This is a genomic window from Pectobacterium sp. IFB5596 (assembly GCF_021432585.1).
Classification (GTDB): domain Bacteria; phylum Pseudomonadota; class Gammaproteobacteria; order Enterobacterales; family Enterobacteriaceae; genus Pectobacterium; species Pectobacterium punjabense.
In genome coordinates this window covers 742,349-767,412 of the sequence record NZ_LXFY01000001.1, presented here as the reverse complement: position 1 = coordinate 767,412, position 25,064 = coordinate 742,349, and the positions used below count along the sequence as shown (strand labels likewise).

Annotated in this window: 22 protein-coding genes; 15 read left to right on the top strand and 7 right to left on the bottom strand. The window is 53.4% G+C overall.

Translation table 11 applies throughout. The features are described 5' to 3' along the window. From mltG to ptsG, 5 genes are all read left to right on the top strand, one after another. Positions 1 to 1,020 (top strand): endolytic transglycosylase MltG, encoded by a 1,020-nt coding sequence (gene mltG, locus A6301_RS03640; RefSeq protein ID WP_234257121.1) that lies wholly within the window; start codon positions 1 to 3, stop codon positions 1,018 to 1,020. Further along, positions 1,010 to 1,669, top strand: a complete 660-nt coding sequence (gene tmk, locus A6301_RS03635; RefSeq protein WP_205542796.1) for a dTMP kinase — start codon at positions 1,010 to 1,012, stop codon at positions 1,667 to 1,669. Before mltG ends, tmk begins: the two co-directional genes overlap by 11 nt. Next, on the top strand, positions 1,669 to 2,679 hold the full coding sequence (gene holB, locus A6301_RS03630; RefSeq protein WP_234257120.1) for a DNA polymerase III subunit delta': 1,011 nt from the start codon (positions 1,669 to 1,671) through the stop codon (positions 2,677 to 2,679). Before tmk ends, holB begins: the two co-directional genes overlap by 1 nt. Positions 2,680 to 2,698: 19 nt before the next feature. Continuing rightward, the gene (locus tag A6301_RS03625) at positions 2,699 to 3,496 is read left to right on the top strand and encodes a metal-dependent hydrolase (RefSeq protein ID WP_205542793.1); all 798 of its coding nucleotides are present in this window, start codon (positions 2,699 to 2,701) and stop codon (positions 3,494 to 3,496) included. A 312-nt stretch (positions 3,497 to 3,808) separates the two neighbouring features. Further along, on the top strand, positions 3,809 to 5,242 hold the full coding sequence (ptsG, locus tag A6301_RS03620) for a PTS glucose transporter subunit IIBC (RefSeq protein WP_107167696.1): 1,434 nt from the start codon (positions 3,809 to 3,811) through the stop codon (positions 5,240 to 5,242). Positions 5,243 to 5,410: 168 nt separating this feature from the next. On the opposite strand, the gene A6301_RS03615 is transcribed toward ptsG, so the two are convergent. Beyond that, positions 5,411 to 6,208: a helix-turn-helix transcriptional regulator gene (locus A6301_RS03615; RefSeq protein WP_234257119.1), complete on the bottom strand. Its 798-nt coding sequence runs from the start codon at positions 6,206 to 6,208 to the stop codon at positions 5,411 to 5,413. Between the two features lie 123 nt (positions 6,209 to 6,331). Between A6301_RS03615 and A6301_RS03610 the strand changes: the two genes are divergently transcribed. The 9 genes from A6301_RS03610 (at position 6,332) to A6301_RS03570 (ending at position 14,550) form a co-directional block, all read left to right on the top strand. Beyond that, complete coding sequence (locus A6301_RS03610) at positions 6,332 to 7,786, top strand: MFS transporter (protein ID WP_234257118.1); 1,455 nt, start codon at positions 6,332 to 6,334, stop codon at positions 7,784 to 7,786. A gap of 218 nt (positions 7,787 to 8,004) precedes the next feature. After that, positions 8,005 to 8,355 carry a purine nucleoside phosphoramidase gene (hinT, locus tag A6301_RS03605; protein ID WP_107167693.1) on the top strand — a complete coding sequence of 117 codons (351 nt, stop codon included), beginning with the start codon at positions 8,005 to 8,007 and terminating at the stop codon, positions 8,353 to 8,355. A gap of 40 nt (positions 8,356 to 8,395) precedes the next feature. Continuing rightward, entirely contained in the window at positions 8,396 to 8,776 is a 381-nt protein-coding gene (locus A6301_RS03600; RefSeq protein WP_215484169.1) for a YcfL family protein, read from the top strand. Between the two features lie 21 nt (positions 8,777 to 8,797). Next, positions 8,798 to 9,379, top strand: coding sequence for a penicillin-binding protein activator LpoB (gene lpoB, locus A6301_RS03595; protein ID WP_234257117.1), 582 nt, complete (start codon positions 8,798 to 8,800; stop codon positions 9,377 to 9,379). Next, positions 9,360 to 10,244: a thiamine kinase gene (gene thiK, locus A6301_RS03590; protein ID WP_234257116.1), complete on the top strand. Its 885-nt coding sequence runs from the start codon at positions 9,360 to 9,362 to the stop codon at positions 10,242 to 10,244. The genes lpoB and thiK overlap by 20 nt, the downstream gene beginning before the upstream one ends. Positions 10,245 to 10,315: 71 nt before the next feature. Continuing rightward, positions 10,316 to 11,344 (top strand): beta-N-acetylhexosaminidase, encoded by a 1,029-nt coding sequence (nagZ, locus tag A6301_RS03585; protein WP_215484165.1) that lies wholly within the window; start codon positions 10,316 to 10,318, stop codon positions 11,342 to 11,344. A gap of 28 nt (positions 11,345 to 11,372) precedes the next feature. After that, on the top strand, positions 11,373 to 11,915 hold the full coding sequence (gene ycfP / locus A6301_RS03580) for an alpha/beta hydrolase YcfP (protein WP_107167688.1): 543 nt from the start codon (positions 11,373 to 11,375) through the stop codon (positions 11,913 to 11,915). Positions 11,916 to 12,280: 365 nt separating this feature from the next. After that, on the top strand, positions 12,281 to 13,585 hold the full coding sequence (locus A6301_RS03575) for an NAD(P)/FAD-dependent oxidoreductase (RefSeq protein WP_107167687.1): 1,305 nt from the start codon (positions 12,281 to 12,283) through the stop codon (positions 13,583 to 13,585). A 425-nt stretch (positions 13,586 to 14,010) separates the two neighbouring features. Then, complete coding sequence (locus A6301_RS03570) at positions 14,011 to 14,550, top strand: glycine zipper 2TM domain-containing protein (RefSeq protein WP_107167686.1); 540 nt, start codon at positions 14,011 to 14,013, stop codon at positions 14,548 to 14,550. Positions 14,551 to 14,634: 84 nt separating this feature from the next. Here A6301_RS03570 and A6301_RS03565 read toward each other — a convergent pair whose 3' ends face one another. Further along, positions 14,635 to 15,777 carry an MFS transporter gene (locus A6301_RS03565; protein WP_234257187.1) on the bottom strand — a complete coding sequence of 381 codons (1,143 nt, stop codon included), beginning with the start codon at positions 15,775 to 15,777 and terminating at the stop codon, positions 14,635 to 14,637. Positions 15,778 to 15,866: 89 nt separating this feature from the next. Further along, entirely contained in the window at positions 15,867 to 17,075 is a 1,209-nt protein-coding gene (locus A6301_RS03560) for an MFS transporter (RefSeq protein WP_234257115.1), read from the bottom strand. Between the two features lie 135 nt (positions 17,076 to 17,210). Between A6301_RS03560 and A6301_RS03555 the strand changes: the two genes are divergently transcribed. After that, on the top strand, positions 17,211 to 17,816 hold the full coding sequence (locus A6301_RS03555) for a TetR/AcrR family transcriptional regulator (protein ID WP_234257114.1): 606 nt from the start codon (positions 17,211 to 17,213) through the stop codon (positions 17,814 to 17,816). Positions 17,817 to 17,852: 36 nt separating this feature from the next. On the opposite strand, the gene yegD is transcribed toward A6301_RS03555, so the two are convergent. The 4 genes from yegD to mfd form a co-directional block, all read right to left on the bottom strand. Beyond that, positions 17,853 to 19,205, bottom strand: coding sequence for a molecular chaperone (gene yegD / locus A6301_RS03550; RefSeq protein ID WP_205542779.1), 1,353 nt, complete (start codon positions 19,203 to 19,205; stop codon positions 17,853 to 17,855). A 160-nt stretch (positions 19,206 to 19,365) separates the two neighbouring features. Continuing rightward, a complete protein-coding gene (locus A6301_RS03545; protein WP_234257113.1) occupies positions 19,366 to 19,872 on the bottom strand; it encodes a hypothetical protein in 507 nt (168 codons plus the stop codon). A 77-nt stretch (positions 19,873 to 19,949) separates the two neighbouring features. Continuing rightward, positions 19,950 to 21,398, bottom strand: a complete 1,449-nt coding sequence (locus A6301_RS03540) for an alkaline phosphatase (RefSeq protein WP_234257112.1) — start codon at positions 21,396 to 21,398, stop codon at positions 19,950 to 19,952. A gap of 133 nt (positions 21,399 to 21,531) precedes the next feature. After that, the gene (gene mfd, locus A6301_RS03535; RefSeq protein WP_234257111.1) at positions 21,532 to 24,984 is read right to left on the bottom strand and encodes a transcription-repair coupling factor; all 3,453 of its coding nucleotides are present in this window, start codon (positions 24,982 to 24,984) and stop codon (positions 21,532 to 21,534) included. Positions 24,985 to 25,064: the final 80 nt, after the last annotated feature.

Sequence of the window (25,064 nt, the reverse complement as noted above, 5' to 3'; positions counted from 1 at the left end):
ATGAAGAAAAAGAAAATTGGTTTGCTGATTATCGCTGCTGTTGTGCTGATGTTGTTGGTAGCGTGGCAGAAAATGCAGCGTTTTGCTGGTTCACCATTGGCTATCGAAAAAGAAACTATTTTCACGCTTCCGGCTGGAACGGGACGAGAAGGGCTGGAAGCGTTGCTTCTCGAGCAAAAAATTATTACTGATGGTGCATTTTTTCCGTGGCTGCTGCGTATTGAACCTGAATTGGCAAAATTCAAAGCGGGTACCTATCGCTTTACTTCGGGCATGACCGTGCGCGAGATGCTGGCGCTGCTGTCCAGCGGAAAGGAAGCACAGTTCACCATCCGTTTTGTCGAAGGTTCACGTCTGAAAGAGTGGCTTGTCACGTTGCAGCAGGCGCCTTATATCAAGCATGCGCTGGGCGATAAAACTGAACAGGACATCGCGACGCAGTTAGACATCAAAGAGAAAACGAATCCAGAAGGCTGGTTTTATCCTGATACCTATTCATACACGGCCGGTACGAGCGACAGCGCCTTGTTACAGCGTGCGCATCAGCGCATGAAAAAAACGGTGGATGAGGTATGGAAAGGACGTGAAGAGGGCTTACCGTACAAGACACCAGACGAGTTGCTGACGATGGCGTCAATCATTGAAAAAGAAACCGCAATCAATGAAGAACGTACGCAGGTTGCTTCCGTGTTTATCAATCGCTTACGGCTTGGTATGCGGTTGCAAACCGATCCCACGGTGATTTATGGCATGGGGGATGACTATAAAGGTGTGATAACCCGTAAAGCATTAGATACGCCGACACCTTACAATACGTATGTCATCGCCGGCTTGCCGCCGACGCCGATCGCGATGCCGGGGAAAGCGTCATTGGATGCGGCTGCGCATCCGGCCAAAACATCGTATCTGTATTTCGTGGCGGATGGAAAAGGCGGACACAGTTTTACCACTAACCTTGCAGACCATAACCGTGCTGTAAGGATATACCGCTCAGCGTTAAAGGAACGGGATGAACAGTAAATTTATCGTCATTGAAGGATTGGAAGGCGCAGGGAAGACTACTGCGCGCAATATCGTTGTTGACACGTTGCGGTCACACGGTGTGAAAGAGGTGGTGTTCACGCGAGAGCCTGGTGGTACGCCGCTGGCGGAGAAGCTGCGAGAACTCATTAAGCAAGGTATAGCCGATGAGAAGGTCACCGACAAAGCGGAAGTTTTAATGCTGTACGCGGCCAGAGTGCAACTGGTGGATAATGTCATCAAACCTGCGCTGGCCGATGGGAAATGGGTTATCGGCGATCGTCACGATCTCTCGTCACAGGCTTATCAGGGCGGCGGCCGTGGGATCGATCAACAACTGCTGCGCTCGCTGCGTGACACCGTGCTGGGCGATTTTCGTCCTGACCTGACGCTCTATCTTGATTTACCGCCAGCCATCGGCTTGCAGCGCGCGCGACAGCGCGGAGAATTGGATAGAATCGAGCAGGAGTCGCTGGCTTTCTTTGATCGCACCCGTTCCCGCTATCAGGAATTGGCGGCGGAGGATGACAGCATCCTGACGATCGATGCTTCACAATCTATTGATGCCGTCAGTGCGGATATTCAGGCTACGTTACAGCAGTGGTTGCAGCAACAAGGATTACAGCCTGTCGTGCAGGGACAGCACTGATGGATTGGTATCCGTGGCTGAATGCCTCTTATCGGCAGCTTATCGGTCAATATCAGGCAGGCAGAGGCCACCATGCGGTGTTGCTGCATGCCCTGCCAGGCATGGGCGATGAATCGCTTATTTATGCGCTGAGTCGCTGGCTGATGTGTCAGCGACCTGACGGCATGAAAAGTTGCGGCCAGTGCCACTCTTGTAACCTGATGACAGCGGGAACGCACCCGGACTGGCATGTGCTGAGCCCGGAGAAGGGCAAGCAGAGTCTGGGCGTCGATCCTGTGCGTGACGTCGTAGAAAAAGTGTACCAACACTCCCGACAGGGCGGAGCAAAAGTGATCTGGCTGGCTTCCGCTGAGCAACTGACAGAGGCTGCTGCCAATGCACTGCTGAAAACGTTGGAAGAACCACCACAGAATACCTTCTTTTTATTTGGCTGCCGTGAACCAGCGCGGCTGTTGGCTACTTTGCGCAGCCGCTGTTTGTATCATTATCTGGATGTCCCAAATGAAACGCAGAGTGTGCTGTGGCTGAATGCGCGTCATCGCCATGATAGTAAAGCATTGCGTACGGCATTGAGATTGCAATCGGGTGCGCCACTCGCTGCCGAGGCGTTATTGCAGCCAGAGCGTTGGAAACAGCGTAGCGCGCTGTGTCAGGCGTTTTCTGCCGCGCTGACTTCACGGGATCAGCTCTCATTGATACCGCAACTGAATCATGACGATGCGGATACGCGCATCCACTGGTTGGCTGCGCTACTGCTGGATGCCATGAAATGGCAACAGGGTGCCAGCGAGCATTTGGTGAATCAGGATCAGATCGAGCTGGTCGAGCGTCTGGCGCGCGAACCATCTGCGCATTTGCAGTATGAGCTACAACACTGGCTGGCTTGCCGACAAAAATTGCTGACTGTCACGGGGGTGAATCGTGAGCTGTTGCTGACGGAACGCCTGCTTGATGGTGAACGCACGCTTGCCTCGTCGGTTAAGCGTGGCAGCCATCCCTTTTCTGTTTAATTAATATCGAGTAAATATCATGTTGTTAGTGGATTCCCACTGTCATCTTGACGGTCTGGATTATCAGTCATTGCATAAAGATGTCTCTGACGTGCTAGATAAAGCGAAGCGCCGTGATGTCGGTTTCCTTCTGGCGGTGGCGACCACGCTGCCTGGCTATCGTGCGATGGTAGAGTTAATTGGCGAGCGCGATAACGTAGCCTTTTCCTGCGGCGTTCATCCGCTGAACCAGGAAGCCCCCTATGATTATGCCGAACTGCGTGAGTTAGCCAGCGCCAGCCGCGTGGTTGCAATGGGGGAAACGGGGCTGGATTATTTCTACCAGCAGGAGACGAAAGCCCAGCAGCAGGAATCGTTTCGCGAACACATTCGTATTGGCAATGACCTGAACAAGCCTGTCATCGTGCATACACGCGCTGCCCGTGAAGATACGCTAGCAATTCTGCGTGAAGAACACGCTGAGAAGTGCAGCGGCGTTCTGCACTGTTTTACGGAAGATTTGGTCACGGCAAAAGCCTTGCTCGATATGGGGTTCTACATCTCGTTTTCTGGGATCGTGACGTTTCGTAACGCCGAGGAATTGCGTGACGTCGCGCGTTATGTACCGCTGGATCGGATGCTGATTGAGACAGATTCCCCTTGGTTAGCGCCTGTCCCGTTCAGAGGTCAGGAAAACCAGCCTGCGTATGTGCGTGATGTAGCAGAATACCTTGCCGTAGTGAAAGGTATATCGCTGGAAACCCTTGCCGCTGCCACGACAGAAAACTTCTCCCGCCTGTTTCACATCGATCTGACTCGGTTGACCGCTGCGCAATAGTGGCTGAGAATAGCCGAGTTTTTTTTATCCGTGTAATTAATAGCGCTTCATAATCCCCTTGATCAGGTTTTTCCTCTTCAGGGGGACGTGTTTTTTAGCGATATATCACAAAAAAGTGCAATATCTGTTCGTTCTCAGCCTGTTGGCTTGTGGAAACGTGATAGCAATCAAACATTGTGAAGGCTATTTATTTTACTCTGCGTAAAAATTAAAGGGGGCTAAGACACCCCAACTCGCAAAGGCATCCTCCCCGTCTTTGCTTATATGAAGTATCAGAAGTAAAAGCACTATTACTCAGGAGCACACTCAATTATGTTCAAGAATGCATTCGCAAACCTGCAAAAAGTAGGTAAGTCGCTAATGCTGCCCGTATCCGTACTTCCTATCGCAGGTATTCTGCTGGGTGTCGGTTCGGCCAATTTTAGCTGGTTGCCTGCAATTGTCTCCAGCGTCATGGCACAGGCCGGTGATTCGGTATTTGCTAACATGCCGCTGATTTTTGCTATTGGTGTTGCCCTGGGCTTCACCAATAACGACGGTGTTTCCGCACTGGCGGCGGTGGTGGCTTATGGCATCATGGTGAAAACCATGGCTGCGATTGCGCCGCTGGTTCTTAATCTACCGGCTGCCGAGATTACTGCGAAGCATCTGGCGGATACCGGTGTTCTAGGCGGGATCATTGCCGGTGCGATTGCCGCGTATATGTTTAATCGCTTCTACCGTATTCAACTGCCTGAGTATTTGGGCTTTTTTGCCGGTAAACGTTTTGTACCGATTATTTCGGGTCTGACGGCAATCATTATCGGTACGGTGCTGTCTTTCATATGGCCACCGGTTGGTAGCGCTATTCAGGTATTCTCTCACTGGGCAGCGAATGAAAACCCGATGCTGGCATTTGGTATCTACGGGGTTGTTGAACGTTCTCTGGTGCCGTTTGGTCTGCACCATATCTGGAACGTACCTTTCCAGATGCAAGTTGGCGAGTTCACCAATGCTGCTGGTCAGGTTTTCCACGGTGATATCCCGCGCTACATTGCTGGTGACCCGACTGCGGGTAAATTGTCTGGCGGCTTCCTGTTTAAAATGTACGGTCTGCCAGCCGCGGCTATTGCTATCTGGCATTCGGCTAAGCCAGAAAACCGCGCGAAAGTGGGCGGTATCATGATCTCTGCGGCGTTGACCTCGTTCCTGACGGGTATCACTGAGCCAATTGAGTTCTCCTTCATGTTTGTTGCGCCGATCCTGTATGTGATTCATGCGATTCTGGCGGGTCTGGCGTTCCCAATCTGTATCCTGTTGGGTATGCGTGATGGTACCAGCTTCTCTCACGGTCTGATTGACTTCGTGGTACTGAGCGGCAACGGTAGCAACCTGTGGCTGTTCCCGATTGTGGGTCTGTGCTATGCGTTGATTTACTACACCATCTTCCGCGTGCTGATTGCCAAACTGAACCTGAAAACGCCTGGCCGTGAAGACAGCTCATCTGAGCAAACTTCGCAGGACAGCACTGAAATGGCTGCCGCTCTGGTTAGCGCATTTGGTGGTAAAGAAAACATCACTAACCTGGATGCGTGCATCACCCGTCTGCGCGTTAGCGTAGGCGATGTGGCTAAAGTTGATCAGGCTGGCCTGAAAAAACTGGGCGCAGCAGGTGTGGTTGTAGCAGGTTCCGGCGTTCAGGCAATTTTCGGTACGAAATCCGATAACCTGAAAACTGATATGGACGACTACATCCGTAACCACTGATGAGTCGTTGGGGAGTTGCAAAAAGGGGCGTAAGCCCCTTTTTTTATGGTCAGGATTGAGCCGCTTTCAAGAAAACTTGCGCTGAACAGCAAGGTGATAATCTGCTTCTGTAACGTGCGTGATTCTGCCGCATAAATTGTTTACTGGTGCTACTGCCACCACGTCACATCATTCCTCTCCCTGAGATTGCTGTGCATAGACCACCAAGCGCAGATGCCGATCCTCATCAATGGTCAGCGATGTGTGCTCGAAGGCTTCAGCTTTGTCGGCGATCATCAGTTGACGCACTCCATTGCACGGAGCATGCACGTCATGCTGACGCCACCACGTTTTGAAATCGGGCGATACCTGTTCCAGTTCATCCACTAACTCATGAATATCGGCTTCCTGCGTTGCGCGAGCAAAATCACGGCGGAAACTCGACAGCATTTGCGGGGCTTGTTCCTCCCAGCCGACAAATCGCTCATGCAGCAACGGGTCGGTAAACAAGAGCCAGAGCAGGTTACGTCTCTCGGAAGGATGAGCGTTGAAGCCGAAAAGCTGGTTTGCCGGTTCATTAAAAGCCAAAACGTCCCAGCGCAGGTTGAGTATATAGGCTGAATGCGGAGCCAGATCGTGCATCAGACGCCGTACCAGTGGTGGCACCACGCACCATGTCTTACCTGGCTCGACAGGTGGCCTCTCATGTGCCAGCAGGTATAGATGACGGCGTTCGGCTGCATCAAGTCTGAGCACCCGCGCCAGATTGTTCAGAAAGGCTGCGGACACACCGATATCGCGTCCCTGTTCAAGCCAGGTGTACCAGGTCAGACCGACCCCGGCGAGCGCAGCGACTTCCTCACGCCGCAGTCCAGGCGTGCGCCGTCTTCCACCGCTAGGCAAGCCCACATCCGTGGGTGATACCCGTTCGCGGCGTGCGCGTAAAAAAGCAGCCAGATCGTGTCGAGTTCTCTCCAATGTTCTCATTGTTTACCGCATTGCTTTTAGTAATAGCATAAGTGGTTAAATTGTAATTGTTTAAAAAGGATTTGAGAATGATGGCGTGCTCACTCTTGATACATAAATTTGCGATACATAAGGATAGATAAAATGAACTCAACTTGTCGTGCTTCGGCTTTAGCGACGACGACAGCCAATAGTCCGCCGTGGCTTGGCCTGTCTGTGCTGCTCATGGCGGGCTTTGTCACGATCTTCGATCTGTTCGTGGTCAATGTTGCCATCCCCAGCATGCAGGCCGATTTGGGGGCCAGCTTTGCACAGATCGGTTTCATCGTCGCGGGTTACGAACTGGCTTTTGGTGTGCTGCTGATTACGGGCGGTCGACTAGGAGATGTGTTTGGGCGGCGTCGCCTGTTTGTTGTGGGGATGGTCGGATTTACGATCGCTTCTGCACTGTGTGGCTTAGCACCTGACGCGGAGCTCCTAATTGGCGCACGCATATTGCAAGGGCTTACGGCCGCGTTACTGTTTCCACAGGTTTATGCCTCTATTCGCGTTAACTTTAACGGCCACGATAGCCGCCGTGCCTTTGGACTACTGGGGATGACGTTAGGATTGGCTGCTATCGCGGGCCAGGTACTGGGGGGATGGCTGGTGCATGCTAACCTGTTCGGCCTAGGCTGGCGCAGCATCTTTCTTATCAATATTCCCATCGGTTTGCTGGCTATCGTAACCGCAAGATTTATCCCCGAATCCCGTACGCCACAGCGCCCTTCACTGGATTGGACCGGGGTGGCGTTGGTTAGCATCGGACTTACACTGTTACTGGTGCCGCTGATTGAAGGTCCGGGACAAGGGTGGCCGACATGGTGTCTATGGATGCTGGTTGCTGCGGTTGCCCTGCTGGGGATTTTTTACCGTCAACAGAAACGACGGCGAATGGCGGGGCATCTTCCGCTGGTTGATATGCGTCTGCTCGCACAGCGCCGTTTCCTGCTGGGGGTGTTGCTGGTGCTGCTGGTGTATTCCACATCCAGCTCCTTTTTCCTGTGTTTTGCCTTGCTGGTGCAAACGGGGCTGGGGCTTGATCCCTTTCTCGCGGGTAGTATTTTCGCGCCTTGTAGCGTGGGTTTTGTCTTGGCATCGCTGGCTGCGCCGCGCCTGATTGCCCGCTGGGGTACACTTGCCATCATAGCGGGGGCGTTAGTTTATGCCGTTGCCATTGGACTGTTGGTTACGCAGGTGCAGTTAGCGGAGGCGGATCTGGTAGCTACACGACTGATCCCTGTATTGATTGTCGTTGGCGCAGGGCAAGGTTTCATTATGACGCCGTTGTTGAATCTGGTACTAGGGTTTGTCGATGGGCCTCAGGCCGGTATGGCATCGGGCGTGATCTCAACGGTTCAGCAGGTTGGGGCGGCGTTGGGTGTGGCTGTGGTTGGCATCCTGTTTGGCTCCGCGCTGGCTACAGGCGATGGTGCCGTTGCACAAGCGGGTCAATATGTGTCGGCCTTTGTCGTGGGAATGCTCTACAACGTAGGCGCGGCTTTGCTGGTGTGCATCCTGTTGCTGATGTTGGTGAGAACGCAGCGGTCGTTTAACTGAAAAAGGAAAGCGGGCGGCGGACATTCGTCGACTAGCGTCAAATGCTTGCCGCAGCAGTGATAGCGTGGCTATTTCTGGTATAAAGCGGGTTTTTCCTGAGTGTCGTATTTTGACCACCTGCGCCAGAAATATATAAAGAAGGTTGAAAGAAATGGAATATGTCACTCATACTGCCTACATGACGTCGTTCAACGCCAGCTTTAACAAGGAAATCAATCATGGCTGAAGAAACCATTTTTAGTAAAATCATTCGCCGGGAAATTCCTGCCGATATTGTGTATCAGGATGAACTGGTCACCGCCTTCCGTGATATCGCGCCTCGTACGCCAACGCATATTCTGATCATCCCGAATGTATTAATCCCAACCGTTAACGATACGGCGCCAGAGCATGAAGCGGCGCTTGGGCGGATGATCACGGTTGCGGGTAAAATTGCGCAACAGGAAGGCATTGCGGAAGACGGCTATCGCCTGATCGTTAACTGCAACCGGCACGGCGGACAAGAGGTATATCACATCCATATGCATTTGGTTGGCGGTCGTGCATTAGGGCCTTTGCTGGCGGATTAGGTTAGACAATCAGGTGAGAAAACCATCATGCGAGTAAACCATGCGTAACCCGATGCTTTTTCTGTCTGCGTGTTTGATGGTGGGAATGCTGGCGGGCTGTAGTGCGCCAAAGGTGCTGACCATCAATGAGCGGCAAACGCTGGTGTTGGATGCGCCTGTGCTGTCAGCGGGTATTACGGCGGGGAATCCGTCGCTGGATTCAGAAAATGGCCGGCTGCGTGCTTCTTCCTCCGTCAGCAATGATGCTTCACACGCGGTGACCGTGCATTACCGCTTCTATTGGTATGATGAGAACGGGCTGGACGTACTGCCTTTTGAAGCGGTGCAGTCTATTGAAATCCCGCCACAGACGGAAATGACGGTTTTTTCAACGCGCAGCAGTCCCAATGCGCGTCAGGTTCGTCTTCATCTGTTTTTGTAATGGTGTGCTGAGAGAGAAAATATGAAAAAGTATCTAGGGGTGATACTGGCGGCATTGGTACTGACTGGGTGCCCCAGCCGTCCGCCGGAGCCCACCGAACCGCCTGCGACTATTGAGCCGGTTGAACCTCAAGTGCCGACCACGCCAACGCCGCCGCCGGGGGAATCTGTACCGCAGCCGCCTAAAATCCAGACATTGAACTGGGAAGCCAGCATTAATCCGCTGGTGGCACAGATGTTGAAAGCCGATGGCGTCACGCCAGGCAGCATACTGTTGGTGGATAGCGTGAAAAACAACACCAATGGCTCACTGCCAATAGCGAAAGCGACAGGGGCGTTGTACAGCGCGTTATCCTCCGGCAAGGCCTTTACGCTGGTGCCACGTGAGCAGCTAGCCGTTGCGAAACAAACGCTGGGTTTGTCGGTTGACGACAGCCTGGGGTCGCGCAGTAAGGCTATTGGTCTGGCACGTTATGTCAGCGCACAGTATGTGCTGTACAGCGACGTCAGTGGCGACGTGAAATCGCCGCAGATCGACATGCAACTGATGCTGGTGCAGACCGGTGAAATTGTGTGGTCAGGCAATGGCGCCGTTCAGCATTAAACAGGCGGGTATCCAGCAGCACCTGACTACGGCGATCCAGAAACATTTCCCAGCCGTGGAGATGGATGATATTCGCTTTGAACTGGTTGGTGGGTTAAGCAGTAAAAGTTGGCGTATCCGCGGACCAGGCATTGAGTGGCTTGCGCGGCGACAGTCGCCAACTGAGCGAAAAATGGGCGTTAATCGCCAGCGAGAGTTCGCTTTGCTACGGCAGATGTCAGCGATAGGGCTTGCGCCACGGCCACTGCTGTGGCGCGATGGCTGGCTCATTGTTGAGTGGGTGCCGGGGCGTATTGCTACCTCTGATGAGTTCCTGATGATGCTGGCGAATGGCGAAGTAGCGCGTATATTGTCCCAGCTTCATCGTCTGCCGTGTAGCGGTCATCCTGTCGATCTCAAAACGTTATTTGCTCAACATTGGCAGTTGATGGACCCACGACGTCGTTCACCTGCGTTGTTGCGCGGCCACCATCATTTTCAGTGTACTGCGTTGCCCACACCGTTGGCTCTGGCTCCCCTTCATCTGGATGTGCATGCGGAGAATCTACTGATTACGCCGCAAGGCGCGATGCTCATTGACTGGGAATACGCCTCAGACGGCGATATCGCCTTTGAGCTGGCGTTCATTGTGCGAGCGAGTCAGATGGAAAGCGTGGCGCAAACGCGTTTTCTACAAAGCTATCAGCAGTATCGGCGAGGATTTTCCGTGAGCCGCCTTCAGCAACAGATGACGCAGTGGTTCCCCTGGGTCGATTATCTGGTATTGATGTGGTTTGAAATTCGCTGGCAGCAAACAAAGAACCCCGAATTTTTAGCAGAAATCCCCGCACTCTATCAGCGGCTACAGCTGTGCCATCGGCTATAGTCTGGTTGAAGGCGTGATGTTGTGGTAGTGACCATTTTACTCAGTTGTACTATCTAAAGAATGAGGTTTTTGTGGGTCCGGTAATGTTAGATGTCGCCAGCTATGAGCTGGATGCAGAAGATCGTGAAGTGTTGGAACATCCACTGGTTGGTGGCGTGATTCTGTTCACCCGTAATTTTCATGACGCGGCACAGTTACGTGAACTTGTACGCCAAATCCGCGCCGCATCGCGCGAACGTCTTGTCGTTTCTGTGGATCAGGAAGGAGGACGTGTTCAGCGTTTTCGTGATGGATTTACCCGTTTGCCTGCTGCACAGGCATTTGCTGCATTAAATAGCCTGTCGGACGCTCAGCGGTTGGCGGAAGAGGGCGGCTGGCTGATGGCGGCAGAAATGATTGCGATGGATATCGACATCAGTTTTGCACCAGTGCTGGATATTGGTCACCAGAGTGCGGCGATTGGCGAACGCTCGTTTCACGAACAGCCAGAAACGGCGTTAGCGGTGGCGCAGAGTTTTATTCGCGGCATGCACAGCGCGGGTATGAAGGTCACGGGTAAGCACTTCCCCGGTCATGGTGCGGTCAGCGCCGACTCACATAAAGAAACGCCGCGCGACCCGCGTCCGCTTGCGGAGATTCGCGCACACGATATGCGGATTTTTAAAGAACTGATCCAGCGCCAGCAACTGGATGCGATCATGCCTGCCCATGTGATTTACACTGAGGCCGATCCGCGTCCCGCCAGCGGCTCACCCTACTGGCTTAAAACAGTACTGCGTGATGAGCTGGGTTTTGATGGCATCATTTTCTCCGACGATCTCTCGATGGAAGGCGCGGCCGTGATGGGGAGTTATCCTGAGCGGGCGCAGGCAGCGTTGCAGGCAGGCTGTGACATGATTCTGGTTTGCAACCAGCGGGAAGGAGCCATCAGCGTGTTAGATAACCTGTCTCCGGTCAAAGCGGAGCAATTGACGCGCTTATATCATCAGGGTTCGTTTTCTCGTCGAGAACTGCTGGATTCGCCGCGCTGGAAGCAGGCCAATCAGGCGCTCACTTCACTCAGCGAGCGCTGGCAGGCGCATAAAAATGGTGAGAAATAGGCAACCTAGTCAGTGGTGAGGATAAAAGATGATTATCTATTTACATGGTTTTGATTCGACCAGTCCAGGTAACCATGAAAAAGTCTTGCAGCTTCAGTTTATCGATGAAGATGTACGGCTGATTAGCTACAGCACGCTGCACCCGCGTCATGACATGCAACACTTGCTAAAGCAGGTGGATAAGATGATCCAACATTCTGATGACGAACGTCCGCTGATCTGTGGCGTGGGGTTGGGGGGGTTTTGGGCTGAACGGGTCGGATTTCTGTGTGATATACGACAAGTCATCGTCAATCCTAACCTTTTCCCGCAGGAAAACATGAGCGGGAAAATTGATCGGCCGGAAGAATATCTGGATATTGCCACGAAGTGTGTCGCTAATTTTCGTGAAAAGAACCGCGATCGCTGCATGGTCATGCTTTCCCGTCAGGATGAGATGCTCGACAGCCAACGCAGTGCACAAGCGCTGGAAGAATATTATGAGATCGTCTGGGACGATATCCAGACGCATAAATTCAAAAGTATCTCTCCCCATTTACAGCGGATAAAGGCCTTCAAAACGCTGGGCTGAGCCTGTGCTCGTGGTGCTCGTTAATCGCGACTGGCTTTCCTTCTGATGCCCTTGTTTATGGGGGATCAGAAGGAATGGTGCGGTTTATTTACTTTCCTTAATTCTTACAGACGCGCCTAGGCGCACGATTCAGCATTTTTTCTTCACGCAGACTTCCGCTAATTCACTGAAATGAAAATGGATTTTTCTCGGTAAAAAACCGTACAGCAAAATAAATTGATATATATCAATTTTGGTATGACCAAATAACCTAGCGTGCTATTCTTGCAGCAGATATCAGGCTTAACTTACGCGAACCCTATGTTATATAAGGATATTATTTTTTACTCTTTATTAACGATTGGTTCACATTTTAGGGGGTCATTTTGACATCACCAACCAAAAAAATTGTCATTGTCGGCGGGGGAGCTGGCGGACTTGAACTTGCTACAAGTTTAGGCCACAAGTTAGGACGCAAGAAAAAAGCGGACATTACGCTGGTAGATCGTAACCATAGCCACCTGTGGAAACCCTTGCTGCATGAAGTGGCGACAGGCTCGCTGGACGACGATATGGATGCGCTGAGCTATCTGGCGCACGCTCGCAACCACCATTTCCAGTTCCAACTGGGCATGCTGACGGATATCGATCGTGAGCAGCAGCAGATTCAACTGGCCGAAGTGTGTGATGAGCAAGGTGATGTACTGGTTGCGGCGCGCCGCATCCCGTATGACATCCTGGTGGTGGCATTAGGCAGCGCCTCAAATGACTTTGGTACACCGGGCGTGAAAGATCACTGTATCTTCCTGGATAACCCAAAACAGGCTCGTCGCTTCCATAACGAAATGCTGAATTTGTTCCTGAAATTTACAGCAAATCAGGACGAAAAAGAGCGCGTAAATATTGCGATTGTGGGCGGCGGTGCAACGGGTGTCGAACTGTCTGCGGAATTGCATAACGCGGTGAAACAGCTGCACAGCTATGGTTTTGACGGACTGGATAACCAAACGCTGAATGTGACGCTGGTGGAAGCGGGTGAACGTATTTTGCCAGCGCTGCCGCCACGTATTTCAGCGGCAGCACATCAGGAACTGAACAACATTGGCGTCCGCGTACTGACGAAAACGATGGTAACCAGCGCGGACAGCGGCGGTCTGAATACGAAAGACGGTGAATTTATCGACGCCGATCTGATGGTTTGGGCGGCAGGGATCAAAGCGCCGGATGCAATGAAAGATATCGCGGGTCTGGAAACCAACCGGATCAATCAGCTTGTCGTTGAACCGACGTTGCAGACGACGCGCGATCCTAACATTTTCGCTATCGGCGACTGTGCATCCTGCCCGCAGGAAGGTGGCGGTTTTGTACCACCGCGCGCGCAGGCTGCTCATCAGATGGCATCACGCTGCCACAGCAACATCATCGCGCTGCTAAACGGACAAACGCTGAAACCTTACGTCTATAAAGACCACGGTTCGCTGGTTTCGTTGTCTAAATTCAGTACGGTGGGTAGCCTGATGGGCAACCTGATGCGGGGCTCTGTGATGGTAGAAGGGCGGATTGCGCGTTTTGTTTACATCTCCCTCTATCGTATGCACCAGGTTGCCCTGCATGGCTATATCAAAACGGGCTTGATGATGCTGGTTGGTGGTATCAACCGGGTGATACGCCCGCGCCTCAAATTGCATTAATGCATCACCACTGAAATTTTCTGATACGGGCGCGAACGCGATTTCGCGCCCGTATTCTTTTTATCATCTCCAGTTTTGACTCTTGGAAAATAGCGTCCTTCTGTTTGTCATGCCATTGAGCACCTACCTGAAATAACAGCATAAAATGTCGTCCTATTAGCAATTACAGTTAAGATAATTCCCAAATGACGGTTTTATGTTACGAATCTGACACTTTTGGTGAGTTAGTCTTATTGCGAGAGTGTGAAACATTGTGCAGACTTTCCACTGTTTACAGATGGCGTAGCACGCACGCCGAAAATTCTGAATGTTGTTATTCAGGAGGAACCATCGGATTCATCGCGTTAAACGCGAGCTGGCGTAAAACAAGATTACGGCAGGGTTGCAGATGGGGAATGCGTGAGAATAGATTCGGGAGGTATCCTGTGAACAAATCAATGTTAGCGGGTGTAGGTATTGGTGTGGCTGCGGCATTGGGTGTGGCGGCGGTGGCGAGTATGGACGTCTTTTCCTCTAAACCTCAGTATGCACAGGTGCTAACGGCAACACCGATTAAAGAAACGGTCAAAACGCCTCGCCAAGAGTGCCGCAATGTTAGCGTGACTCACCGCCGTCCGGTACAGGACGAAAACCAGATTGCTGGATCGGTACTGGGTGCTGTGGCGGGTGGCGTTTTGGGGCATCAGTTCGGTGGCGGACGCGGTAAAGATGTCGCGACGGTAGCGGGCGCGTTGGCAGGCGGTTACGCGGGCAACCGTGTACAAAGTGGCATGCAGGAAAATGATACGTACACGACACAGCAGCAGCGTTGTCAAACGGTGTACGACAAATCACAAAAAGTTTTAGGTTATGATGTCACCTATAAAATCGGCGACCAGCAGGGCAAAATCCGCATGGATCGCGATCCAGGTACACAAATTCCCGTGGACAGAAATGGTCAGTTAGTCTTGAATCAACAGAGCTGATTTACCCCAACGTCTACGTTTTTGCGCTGACACCCTCTCTAAAAACCGCGAGACACCTGAAGAAGGTGCTCGCGGTTTTTTACTTTATTCGATCTTGTTGCTTTCGATCCGCGTCATGCTCAGTGATAACAGCAAAGCGACCGCTGCGCATCCACCCGCTAACCAAAGCGTCGCGTTCAGGCCGGAGCTATCCACTATCTGACCCCCGACCCAGGACCCAAGCGCGATACCAACATTAAAAATCCCCACATACAGCGCGGAAGCAATCTCCACGGTGCGCGATGCGGCTTTCATCATCCACGTCATCAAACCAACGGATACACCGCCGTAGGCCACTCCCCAGACCAGCAGCGCCATGCCGCCACCTATAGGCGAAGATCCGATGGTGAGGAACAAGATTGGGGTCAATAGCAGCCCGAAGGCAATTGCCGTTAAAGTTAACGCTGTGCGCTGCGCCGCAATGATGCCTGCCAGAAAATTGCCAACGATGCCTGCAATACCATAGGCAAATAGCAATGCACTAATCCACTGCGTGTCGAATCCCGACAGCGAGAGCAGCAGCGGACGCACAAAGGTAAAGGCCATGAAGTGTCCTGCCACCAGTAATAGCGTCAGAATTAACCCGATTTGCAATTTACGGTTGGTCAGTTGCTCACCGAACTGGTGCATGGTGGTTGAGTGGGTAACGGGCAGCGTCGGAATCACCGCGAGATGAAGTATCAGCACCAGTCCACTAAACGCTGCCATGCAACCAAAGGCCCAGCGCCATCCGGCGATGTCTCCGATAAACGCACCGAATGGTACACCCAGTACCGATGCTGCGGCGACGCCGCCAAAGATAATGGATGTCGCCAGACCGATGGATAGTTCGGGAACGAGCCGTGCAGCCAGACCACCGGCAATCGCCCAGATGCCACCCATACAGAAACCGACAAGCACGCGTGCAGCCAGCATCCAGCCGATGTTTGGTGCCAGCGCTGAGGCAATGTTGGCGATAACCAGCAACGCCAGTAGGCCACATAAAATCCTGCGTCTATCCATACCGCCGGATACGATCACCACGAGTGGAGCGAATAACGCGGCTAACAGCGCAGGGAGTGAAATCATCAGTCCCGCGATCCCGGTAGAAATCGTTAATGTAGCCGCGATTGGCGTTAGCAGGCCCACGGGGAGCATTTCCGTCGTGACAACAGAGAACGTCGCTAGACTGACGGCGACGACGGCCAGCTAGGGGTGCTGTGTAGCCGCGTTTATAGGGACAGATGAAGACGTATTCATGGTTCAATCCTTAACTTGGGAAAAAGGTTGGATGACGGTCAAGCGGCCTTGGGAAGGGAGACGGGATGTTCCCGAAAACGCAGGTATCCCCATAGCGCGACCAGCAGCACTAAAACGCCAGCGCACAGCGCAACGATGAATCCGGCTTGGGTACCGCCGTCATCAACAACGTGGCCTGATAATGCTGCGCCCAACGCCACACCGATGTTTAGCCCCGCCAGCAGCCAGGTCATGCCTTCGGTTAAGCGGTATTCAGGCACCAAACGCTCGACCAGCGACATCGCTACGATCATGGTGGGGGCGAAGAACAGCCCAGCAATCAGTACGGCCGCAGCAAGTGCAGGAAGACTGTCAACCAGCAACAGGGGGAGTGTGGTGATTGCCGTTGCCAAACCGCCTAGCAATAGCAGGTGATGCAGTGCGGTTCGTAGCTTTAGAGCACCGAACAGCAGGCCGGCCAGACAGGAACCGATCGCATAAGCTGACAAGATCAGACTGGCCGCTGCTGGTTGGCTACGCTGTTCGGCGAAGGCGACGCTGACGATATCCACAGCGCCAACGATGATGCCCATCGCGACCATCAACAGCGTCAGCAGGCGGATGTTTGTCTGCTTGAACACTGAGCTGGGACGATCGGTGCAGGTGTGCAGTAGCGCTATAGGTGGTTCAGTGCTGCGCTGTGTAACCAGTGCGAACACGCCAACAATCAGCAAGAGTGCCGCTGCCAATGGACCCGCCTGAGGGAACACGGCTACGGATAGCCCGATAGCCAGCGGAGGTCCGGCGATGAAAGTCGCTTCATCGAGTACCGTCTCCAACGAGTAAGCGGTTTGCAAACGAGGTTGCCCGCGATAGATGGCGGTCCAGCGTGCTCTTACCATCGCGGACATACTGGGCATGAAACCGGTCAGTAATGCACCGATGAATAAGGTCCAGTCAGGTGCTTGCCACCAGGAACTGGCGAGGAGAAGCAGCATGCCGATTGTGCTGATTAGCGTTGCCAGTGGCAGTACGCGAGTTTGTCCATGTCGATCCACCAGACGGGAGATCTGCGGTGACAGCAGGGCGTAGGCTAGTACAAAGGTGGCAGATACCGCTCCCGCCAGCGCATAGCTGCCGCGCAACTGCGACAGCATGGTGATAATGCCGATACCTGTCATGGGCAGCGGCACCCGCGCCAACAGGCCAGCTAGCGCGAAGCCTTTCGTGCCAGGCGCAGAGAAAAGCGCTCGATAAGGGTTAACCATCTCGTTCTCCAAAGTGAATTTGCTTGCCACCACAGCGCGGCACAGCGACAATACATACAGAGCGTATGAATAAAAGCATATATTCATACGGAATGAATGTAAATAATCATACGATGTGTATGTAAGGATGTGTCGATGGTTCGTCGTACCCGTGCTGACATGGAAGAAACACGCGCTACGCTGCTGGCGACCGCCCGTAAGGTCTTCAGCGAACGCGGCTATGCGGATACCTCAATGGACGATCTCACCGCGCAGGCGAGCCTGACCCGTGGAGCGCTTTATCATCATTTTGGTGACAAGAAAGGATTACTGGCGGCGGTGGTGGAACAGATCGATGCTGAGATGGATGAGCGACTGCAAGCGATCTCCGATACCGCCGAAGATGATTGGGAGGGGTTCCGCTGCCGCTGCCGCGCCTATCTGGAAATGGCGCTGGAACCAGAAATCCAGCGTATCGTGTTGCGTGATGCGAGGGCTGCACTGGGTGGTGCATCGCCGGATTCACAACGGCATTGCGTTGAGTCGATGCAGCGGCTGATCGACAATCTCATACGCCAAGGCGTAGTGGCTGAAGCCGACCCACAGGCGCTGGCATCGTTGATCTACGGCAGTCTGGCCGAAGCGGCGTTTTGGATTGCGCAGGGAGAGGATGGTACTGCGCGGCTGGCACAAGGCGTTACCGCGCTGGAGTTGCTGCTGCGTGGGTTGTTGGTCAACCCACAACCAATAATAAAATCATAGCCTTACGGGACGTATGGCTGACGTCTCGTATTTGACTTAACGGCGAAAGACGACCTCTGCCCAGCGTGCCAGACCGGCGGTAACGGAGCCAAAATCGTTACCGCTGGCGATAGGAATATCAGGCAGTAACTGCTGAATGGCCTGACGTAACAGAGGAGATTTTGCGCTACCGCCGGTCAGATAGATCACTTCTGGTCGGGTCTGGCTGGTTTCTAACGCCAGCGTTACCTGTTGCTGAATACGCGTGAGCGGGTTATCGATTGCGGCGTTGAGTTCATCAGCATGAATGCGCGTTGCCAGACCTGATTCGATAAAGTGTAAATCGGCAGCTGTTTCCGATTGGTTGGAAAGTGCGATTTTGCTCTCTTCCGCCAGTTGAATCAGACGATAGCTCAGGCGCTGTTGCCACACGGTCAGCAATCTTTTCACTAATTCTGGCTGGCGAGCATCGCGGATCATTTCGTTGATTAACGCGCGGCTGGCGGTGCTATGGAACTCTTTTTGCGCGGGAATATCGTTAATTGCGACCGCATTCCACCATGTCATGATCGGCAAGGCGATGCCTTTTTCCGACTCGCTATTCATGCCGAGCAGCGGCATTAGCTGTTTGAATGCGAGCATGATGTCCAGATCGTTACCGCCAACGCGGCAGCCGCTGTGTCCTAACAGGCTTTGCGACCGTTCGTGTTGTTTGTGCCACTCTGGTCCCATCAGCAACATGGAGCAGTCGGTGGTGCCGCCGCCGATATCCACGACCAGCACACGCGTTTCTTTCGTCAGTGTGGATTCGAAGTCCAGTCCGGCGGCGACAGGTTCAAACTGGAAGACGACGTCTTCAAACCCTGCACGGTGTGCGGCGCGATCTAAAATCCCTTGCGCCTGCTGGTTGGCTTCTTCGCCCCCGATACTTTGAAAGTTAATCGGGCGACCGATGACGGCTTGACGAATAGGCTGATCAAGCTGGGTTTCTGCCTGCTTGCGGATATGCAGCATCATGGCGCAGACCAGATCTTCAAACAGCGCAATCTGCTGTGCTTTCAGCCCGACGGCACCGAGGAAGGATTTCGGCGATTTAACGAACCATGTCTCTTCCGGGTCATCCATGTAGTGCCGTAATGCCTCGCGCCCGAACTTCACGCTATCGGGCTGCACGCGAATATCTTCCTCGCGGTTGTAGCTAATTGCGCGTTGTAGCAGTAGCCCGTTCTCACCTTCTGCGTTGACCTGATGGTGCCGCCATAGCCACTCGCTCACCGCTTCACGCACGGGCGCACACAGCAGGGAAGAAAGATAAGGCGAGCCATTTTCCAGAGACAGGAGCCGTGGCGTCCCTTCATCCATAACCGCCACGGAACAGTTCGCCGTGCCGTAGTCAAAACCGATAAACATCGTCGTGCCCCATGCCATAAAAAAGGGTGGCGACTTTACTGCGTTCCGGCAGTGCTTGTAAAGGGAGAGGCGATGTGTGAGTAAAATTGGGCAGTTGACTGCCCGGTTGTCTTCCGCGAAGGCGCGTCATGTGAGATTACGCTTCCGTCGTAAAGTGAGTCTACTGGCGATCGACAATGAGAACATCAGGAATAGGCGGCAAGCCCGGCAGTGTGAGAGTGACATGCTTCACTGTCGCCGGGGGGGCAACGAAGAGCCCTTGCCAACTTCCGACGCGGGGATTTTTCTTGCGATCATAGCTGAAATTGAGGCGTAGCGTTTTAGGAATGGTCGCTTTCCCTGCGGGGCTAAGCGTCCAGCGTTGCCCCTCGGCTTCGAGATAAAATGCGTTATCTATGCCGTCTGGTGGCAAATTGTCATAGATAATTTCGCCGCCGAACGTATCTGCTATCGTTTCAAAGCGTACATCGACTTTCAAGTGGCCTTCTTGGCGAACAGCGCGAATCACTTGCGCTTCAGCTTGATTGCTGGCCGTCATCACAGTCGGTTTTTCGGCGGCCTGAACCGTAAGTGTAGGGAACAGCAGCGCTGAGCACAGCAGCAGGAGGAACCTCCATCTCTGCCGGGATAGTGTGGGGCATTGGGTTAGCATAAATAAGATGGGCATGAATAAATACGGCCTCTTCTCTGGGGTTTACATCGGCTGTGCAGGAGGATGATTCCTACACAGCGTAATGTGATGGGTTACTGAGCCTGTGGCGTGGCAATACCGAATGCGCTCGCAACCGTGCGAAAGATATCGGTGTTATCGACGAATTGTTGACTATCTTCCGGCACGTGGTAAGCGGCCAGACCCGGATTAGGCTTGGCAACAGTTGTCAGGAAGTCTGCACCAGCGCCTTTGGCGTACACCGGCACCAGCTCACGGGTGTGGGTATCGGTGTGCCAGCGCACCAGCGGAAGAGCACCCGCCCCTTGGTTCACGATGTCAGAGAACGCTTCTTTGTTTGAATCTGGCCCCTGTAGCAACCCATTACCGTGATCGGTGGTGACAATCACCAGCGTTTCATCCCATGAACTGTGTTCGTCGACCCAGGCAGTAACGGCTTCCACTGCCTGGTTAAAGTCGATTTGTTCTTCAACCAAGCGAGGCAGGTTATTGGCATGAGCAGCCCAGTCAACCGCACCGCCTTCGACCATTAACATGAAGCCGTTAGGATTTTTCGCTACCAGATTCAGCGCACCTTTGGTCATAGTGGCGAGATCGGGCTGGTTGGTCAGTAAATTGCCTGCTGCGACGCCATCACGATTGAATTGCAGTGTCGCGTTGTTTTGTACGGTGCCCAACAGCTTGGTCTTTTTACCCATATCCAGCTTGTTGTTGGCTAATGCGACGAAATCAGCTTTGGTTTCAATATGTTTGTAAGCTGTTTTGCCTGAAACCAGACGATCCCATTCGGCTTTACCGCCAACATAGCGATAGGCCTTGTCATTTTGGGGCGTCGTTGGTTTGCCGTTGGCATCATAGAGCGGATGTCCTGACCCCATTACCACCGTCGCGAGACCGGATTCGACGATCTCTTTACCAATCGCCGCATAGTCGTTGCGGCTGACGTTATGAGCGAGAAAACCGGCTGGCGTAGCATGGCTCCACTGTACCGACGTTATTACGCCCAGCGCTTTGCCATTTTCCACGACGTATTCGCCGATATGTTTCAGTTTTTGATTGTCATTAGACCAGTTAATCGCGTTGTTATAGGTTTTATGGCCTGACGCCAGTGCGGTCGCTGCGGCAGCGCTATCGGTGTAGTCGGCGCGCAGATAATCATAGCCAGAAAAATAGCCGAGGTAGTTTCCCAGACTACCTTTGAAAACGCTGTCCGTTTTATCTTTCCCCCAGATCTTATCCGCGTCGAAAGTGACCGCCCCGTCTTGCGAGTGGGTCGGTACATTCGACGTGTTGAGAGGGTGGGTGGAGGCAAATAGCTTAATGTCAAAGTCATCGTAGACTTCATGGCCCAGAGCGCCGTGACGATAATAGCTGGCTGCATGCCAGGTGTTCATGCCAGCACCGTCAGAGATCAGTAAGATGACGTTTTTTGCCTTATTCGGGGCGGTATTTTGCGCTACAGCCTGAGTCATCAGTGGAACACTGAGTGAAAAAACCAGCAGTGCAGAGGGAGACATACGCATGGGGATAATCCTTTGTAGTGAAATATTACAATCAGAAAGATCCCCGACACATTACGTTGTGCACATGGCGGTTTTGTTACAGCAATAAAAAAGTTATGTTATATCATAACATAACCATTCGTTTGTTCTATTCTCACGCCGCTAGCGTATGCTGCGCCATGTTCCCCAGCAGTGTATCGATGAATTCGATGCGCTGTGGGCGGTCGCTCAAATCCTTCATAAATTTCAGGCGAGTTGGACCATCCAGACGATAGGTGCCGGGATCGCGCTGCAACAGGCCGATAAGATGGGTCGGATCGACGCGGTTTTGCTCGCCGAACTCGATAAATCCGCCTTTTTCGTTCCCTTCAATACGGCGAATACCCAGCGCTTGCGCCTGCTGGCGCAGGGCTGCAACCTGCAACAGGTAACGGCTTGCATCGGGAAGCAGACCGAAGCGATCGATTAGCTCGACTTTCAGCTCATCCAGTTCGGTGGCGGTTTTCGCACTGGCAATACGTTTGTATAACGACAGGCGCGTATTGACATCGGGGATGAAATCGTCAGGCAGTAGGGCGGGCAACCGTAGTTCGACGTCGGTCTGACTGTTGATCAAATCTTCCAGCGATGGCTCCCGGCCAGCTTTCAGAGCATCGACCGCGCTTTCTAACAGTTCCATATACAGTGAGAAACCGACGCTGGTCATCTGTCCGCTCTGATCGTCTCCGAGCAGTTCGCCCGCACCGCGAATCTCCAGATCGTGCGTTGCCAGCGCAAAACCGGCACCGAGGTCTTCCAATGAGGCGATCGCTTCCAGACGTTTCTGCGCGTCGGTGCTCATCGCTTTAGGGTTCGGCGTCAGCAGATAAGCGTAAGCCTGATGGTGGGAACGCCCCACGCGACCACGCAACTGGTGCAGCTGTGCCAAACCGAAGTGATCGGCACGTTCAATGATAATCGTGTTAGCGCTCGGTATGTCGATCCCGGTTTCGATGATGGTGGTACACACCAGCACATTAAAACGCTGGTGGTGGAAGTCGTTCATCACCCGTTCCAGCTCGCGTTCACGCATCTGGCCGTGGCCGATCGCAATGCGTGCTTCCGGCACCAGCTCTGCCAGTCGTTGGGCGGCTTTTTCGATATTTTCCACGTCGTTATACAGGTAGTACACTTGCCCGCCGCGCAGCGTTTCACGCAGGATGGCTTCGCGTACCACCAGATTGTCATATTCGCGCACGAACGTTTTTACCGCCAACCGACGGGCAGGGGGCGTGGCAATAATCGACAGGTCGCGCATGCCGCTCATCGCCATGTTGAGCGTTCGCGGAATCGGTGTTGCGGTCAGCGTCAGGATATCAACATCTGCACGCATCGCCTTGATGCGTTCTTTGTGGCGTACGCCGAAGCGGTGTTCTTCATCGACAATCAACAGCCCTAAATCGCGCCAGTGCACATCGCTCTGCAACAGCTTATGCGTGCCGATCAGAATATCGACTTTGCCTTCCTGCGTTTCTTCCAGCACTTGGGTTTGCTCACGCGCACTGCGGAAGCGGGAGATCATCTCAATCTTCACCGGCCAGTTAGCAAAGCGATCGCGGAAATTGTCAAAATGCTGCTGCGCCAACAGCGTCGTCGGCACCAGAACGGCCACTTGCTTATGGTTTTCTACCGCTAAAAATGCGGCACGCATCGCGACTTCGGTTTTACCAAAGCCGACATCGCCACACACCAGACGATCCATTGCCAGCGGCTGGCACATATCGCTCAGTACGGCGTTGATGGCCTGTGCCTGATCGGGTGTGGTTTCGAAAGGGAAACTTTCGCAGAACAGCTGGTACTGCGTTTTATCGTGCTTAAAGGCAAATCCGCTTTTCGCCGCGCGCTGGGCATAAATATCCAGCAGCTCGGCGGCGACATCGCGCACTCTTTCCGCCGCTTTTTGCCGCGCACGTGACCAGGCATCACCACCCAGCTTATGCAGTGGCGCATTCTCATCAGCACCGCCCGCGTAACGGCTGATCAAGTGCAGAGAAGAAACCGGAACGTACAGCTTGTCCTCGCCTGCATAGGTTAAGATCAGGTATTCGGCCTTAATGCCGCCTGCTTCTAGCGTAGTCAGCCCAGCATAGCGGCCAACGCCGTGTTCGAGATGAACAACGGGCTGCCCCGGCCGCAGTTCCGCCAGGTTGCGGATCAGCGTATCGGTATTGATCGTGCGGCGACTATCCTGACGGCGGCGGCTAACGCGTTCACCCAATAGATCGCTTTCGCAGATTAAGGCGCGCTGGCGCAGCGTGTCGATAAATCCGTGCTCGCTGGCACCGATGATCAGATAGGCGCCACGCTCCTGAGCCTGCTCCAGCGTATTGATGAGCTTAGGGTTCAGCTTGATACGTGCCAGAAGCTCTTGTAACGTCTCGCGCCGACCTTCGCTCTCAACAGAGAAAACGATCTGACCATCGAACTGTTCGATAAAACGACGCAGCGCATCCAGCGGTGATTTCTGCTGGTGTTGAATCGCGAGATCCGGCAGCGGTAGATAGGCCAGATTCACGTTGGCGGCTTTTTCTGGCAGCGTATCCGTTCTTAACTGCACGCGCGGCCATGCTTTCAGTTCGGTGAACAGACCATCGACGCGTAGCCAAAGTGAATCCGACGGTAAAAGGGGGCGCATCGGATCGACTCGGCGGCTTTCAAAACGCTGCTGAATATCCTGCCAGAAGCGCTCGGCGCTCTGTTCGATATTGCCTGTGTTGACGATCAGCGTGTTGTTCGGGAAGTAGCTGAACAGCGACGGCAGTGGCTCACTAAAGAATAATGGCTGCCAGTATTCGATCCCGGCGGGCCAGACGCTCTTGCTAACCTGCTGATAAATGTGCTCAGCATCGCGTCGTACTTCAAACTGTTCGCGCCACTGGCTGCGGAAAAGCTCGATTGCCGTTTTGTCGGTCGGGAATTCATGCGCGGGCAGCAGGTTAATGTGCGGTACTTCATTCAGCGTCCGCTGGGTATCGACATCGAACAGGCGCAGGCTGTCGATTTCATCGTCGAAGAAATCGATACGATAGGGTTCTTCACTCCCCATTGGGAAGAGATCCAACAATGCACCGCGCGTCGCATATTCACCGTGCTCCATGACCTGATCGACGCTGCGGTAGCCCGCCTGCTCCAACTGTGAACGCAGCTTATCACGCGAGAGACGCTGGCCTTTTTTCAACACCAGCGCATGGCCGTGCAGGAAACTGTGCGGGCAAACGCGCTGCATCAGCGTATTGACTGGCAGAATCAGAACGCCGCGCGTCATGTTGGGTAATTGATAGAGCGTGGAAAGGCGGGTCGAAATAATTTCCTGATGCGGAGAAAAACTATCGTAGGGCAGCGTTTCCCAGTCAGGCAACGTGGTGACGTGCTGGTCGGTAAATTGCTGAATTTCGTCACGCAATCGCAGGGCATTTTGCATATCAGGGGCGATAAGCACCACCAGTCCGGTGTGGCGTTCAACGATTTCTGCACATTCAACGGCGCAGGCAGCGCCGGTTAACTCGCCCAGCAGGCGCTGCTCACCCGCTTTGGGCGGCAGCGAATAACGGTAATTTTCAGGCATCATCTGATTATCGGGTCTCGCCTCCCTGCATCCGACCAAGAAAAAGCCGTAGAGTGAGGGTGTTAGGGTTCCATAAAGCAGTA

Excerpts from the sequence above, each read along its gene's own strand:
- yegD (WP_205542779.1), bottom strand. The coding sequence starts at position 19,205 with ATGTTTATCGGTTTTGACTACGGCACGGCGAACTGTTCCGTGGCGGTT.
- mfd (WP_234257111.1), bottom strand. The coding sequence starts at position 24,984 with ATGATGCCTGAAAATTACCGTTATTCGCTGCCGCCCAAAGCGGGTGAG.
- mltG (WP_234257121.1), top strand. The coding sequence starts at position 1 with ATGAAGAAAAAGAAAATTGGTTTGCTGATTATCGCTGCTGTTGTGCTG.
- ycfP (WP_107167688.1), top strand. The coding sequence starts at position 11,373 with ATGATTATCTATTTACATGGTTTTGATTCGACCAGTCCAGGTAACCAT.
- A6301_RS03560 (WP_234257115.1), bottom strand. The coding sequence starts at position 17,075 with ATGGTTAACCCTTATCGAGCGCTTTTCTCTGCGCCTGGCACGAAAGGC.
- ptsG (WP_107167696.1), top strand. The coding sequence starts at position 3,809 with ATGTTCAAGAATGCATTCGCAAACCTGCAAAAAGTAGGTAAGTCGCTA.
- thiK (WP_234257116.1), top strand. The coding sequence starts at position 9,360 with ATGGCGCCGTTCAGCATTAAACAGGCGGGTATCCAGCAGCACCTGACT.
- A6301_RS03625 (WP_205542793.1), top strand. The coding sequence starts at position 2,699 with ATGTTGTTAGTGGATTCCCACTGTCATCTTGACGGTCTGGATTATCAG.
- A6301_RS03540 (WP_234257112.1), bottom strand. The coding sequence starts at position 21,398 with ATGCGTATGTCTCCCTCTGCACTGCTGGTTTTTTCACTCAGTGTTCCA.
- lpoB (WP_234257117.1), top strand. The coding sequence starts at position 8,798 with ATGAAAAAGTATCTAGGGGTGATACTGGCGGCATTGGTACTGACTGGG.
- hinT (WP_107167693.1), top strand. The coding sequence starts at position 8,005 with ATGGCTGAAGAAACCATTTTTAGTAAAATCATTCGCCGGGAAATTCCT.
- tmk (WP_205542796.1), top strand. The coding sequence starts at position 1,010 with ATGAACAGTAAATTTATCGTCATTGAAGGATTGGAAGGCGCAGGGAAG.
- A6301_RS03615 (WP_234257119.1), bottom strand. The coding sequence starts at position 6,208 with ATGAGAACATTGGAGAGAACTCGACACGATCTGGCTGCTTTTTTACGC.
- A6301_RS03600 (WP_215484169.1), top strand. The coding sequence starts at position 8,396 with ATGCGTAACCCGATGCTTTTTCTGTCTGCGTGTTTGATGGTGGGAATG.
- holB (WP_234257120.1), top strand. The coding sequence starts at position 1,669 with ATGGATTGGTATCCGTGGCTGAATGCCTCTTATCGGCAGCTTATCGGT.
- A6301_RS03545 (WP_234257113.1), bottom strand. The coding sequence starts at position 19,872 with ATGCCCATCTTATTTATGCTAACCCAATGCCCCACACTATCCCGGCAG.
- A6301_RS03555 (WP_234257114.1), top strand. The coding sequence starts at position 17,211 with ATGGTTCGTCGTACCCGTGCTGACATGGAAGAAACACGCGCTACGCTG.
- A6301_RS03610 (WP_234257118.1), top strand. The coding sequence starts at position 6,332 with ATGAACTCAACTTGTCGTGCTTCGGCTTTAGCGACGACGACAGCCAAT.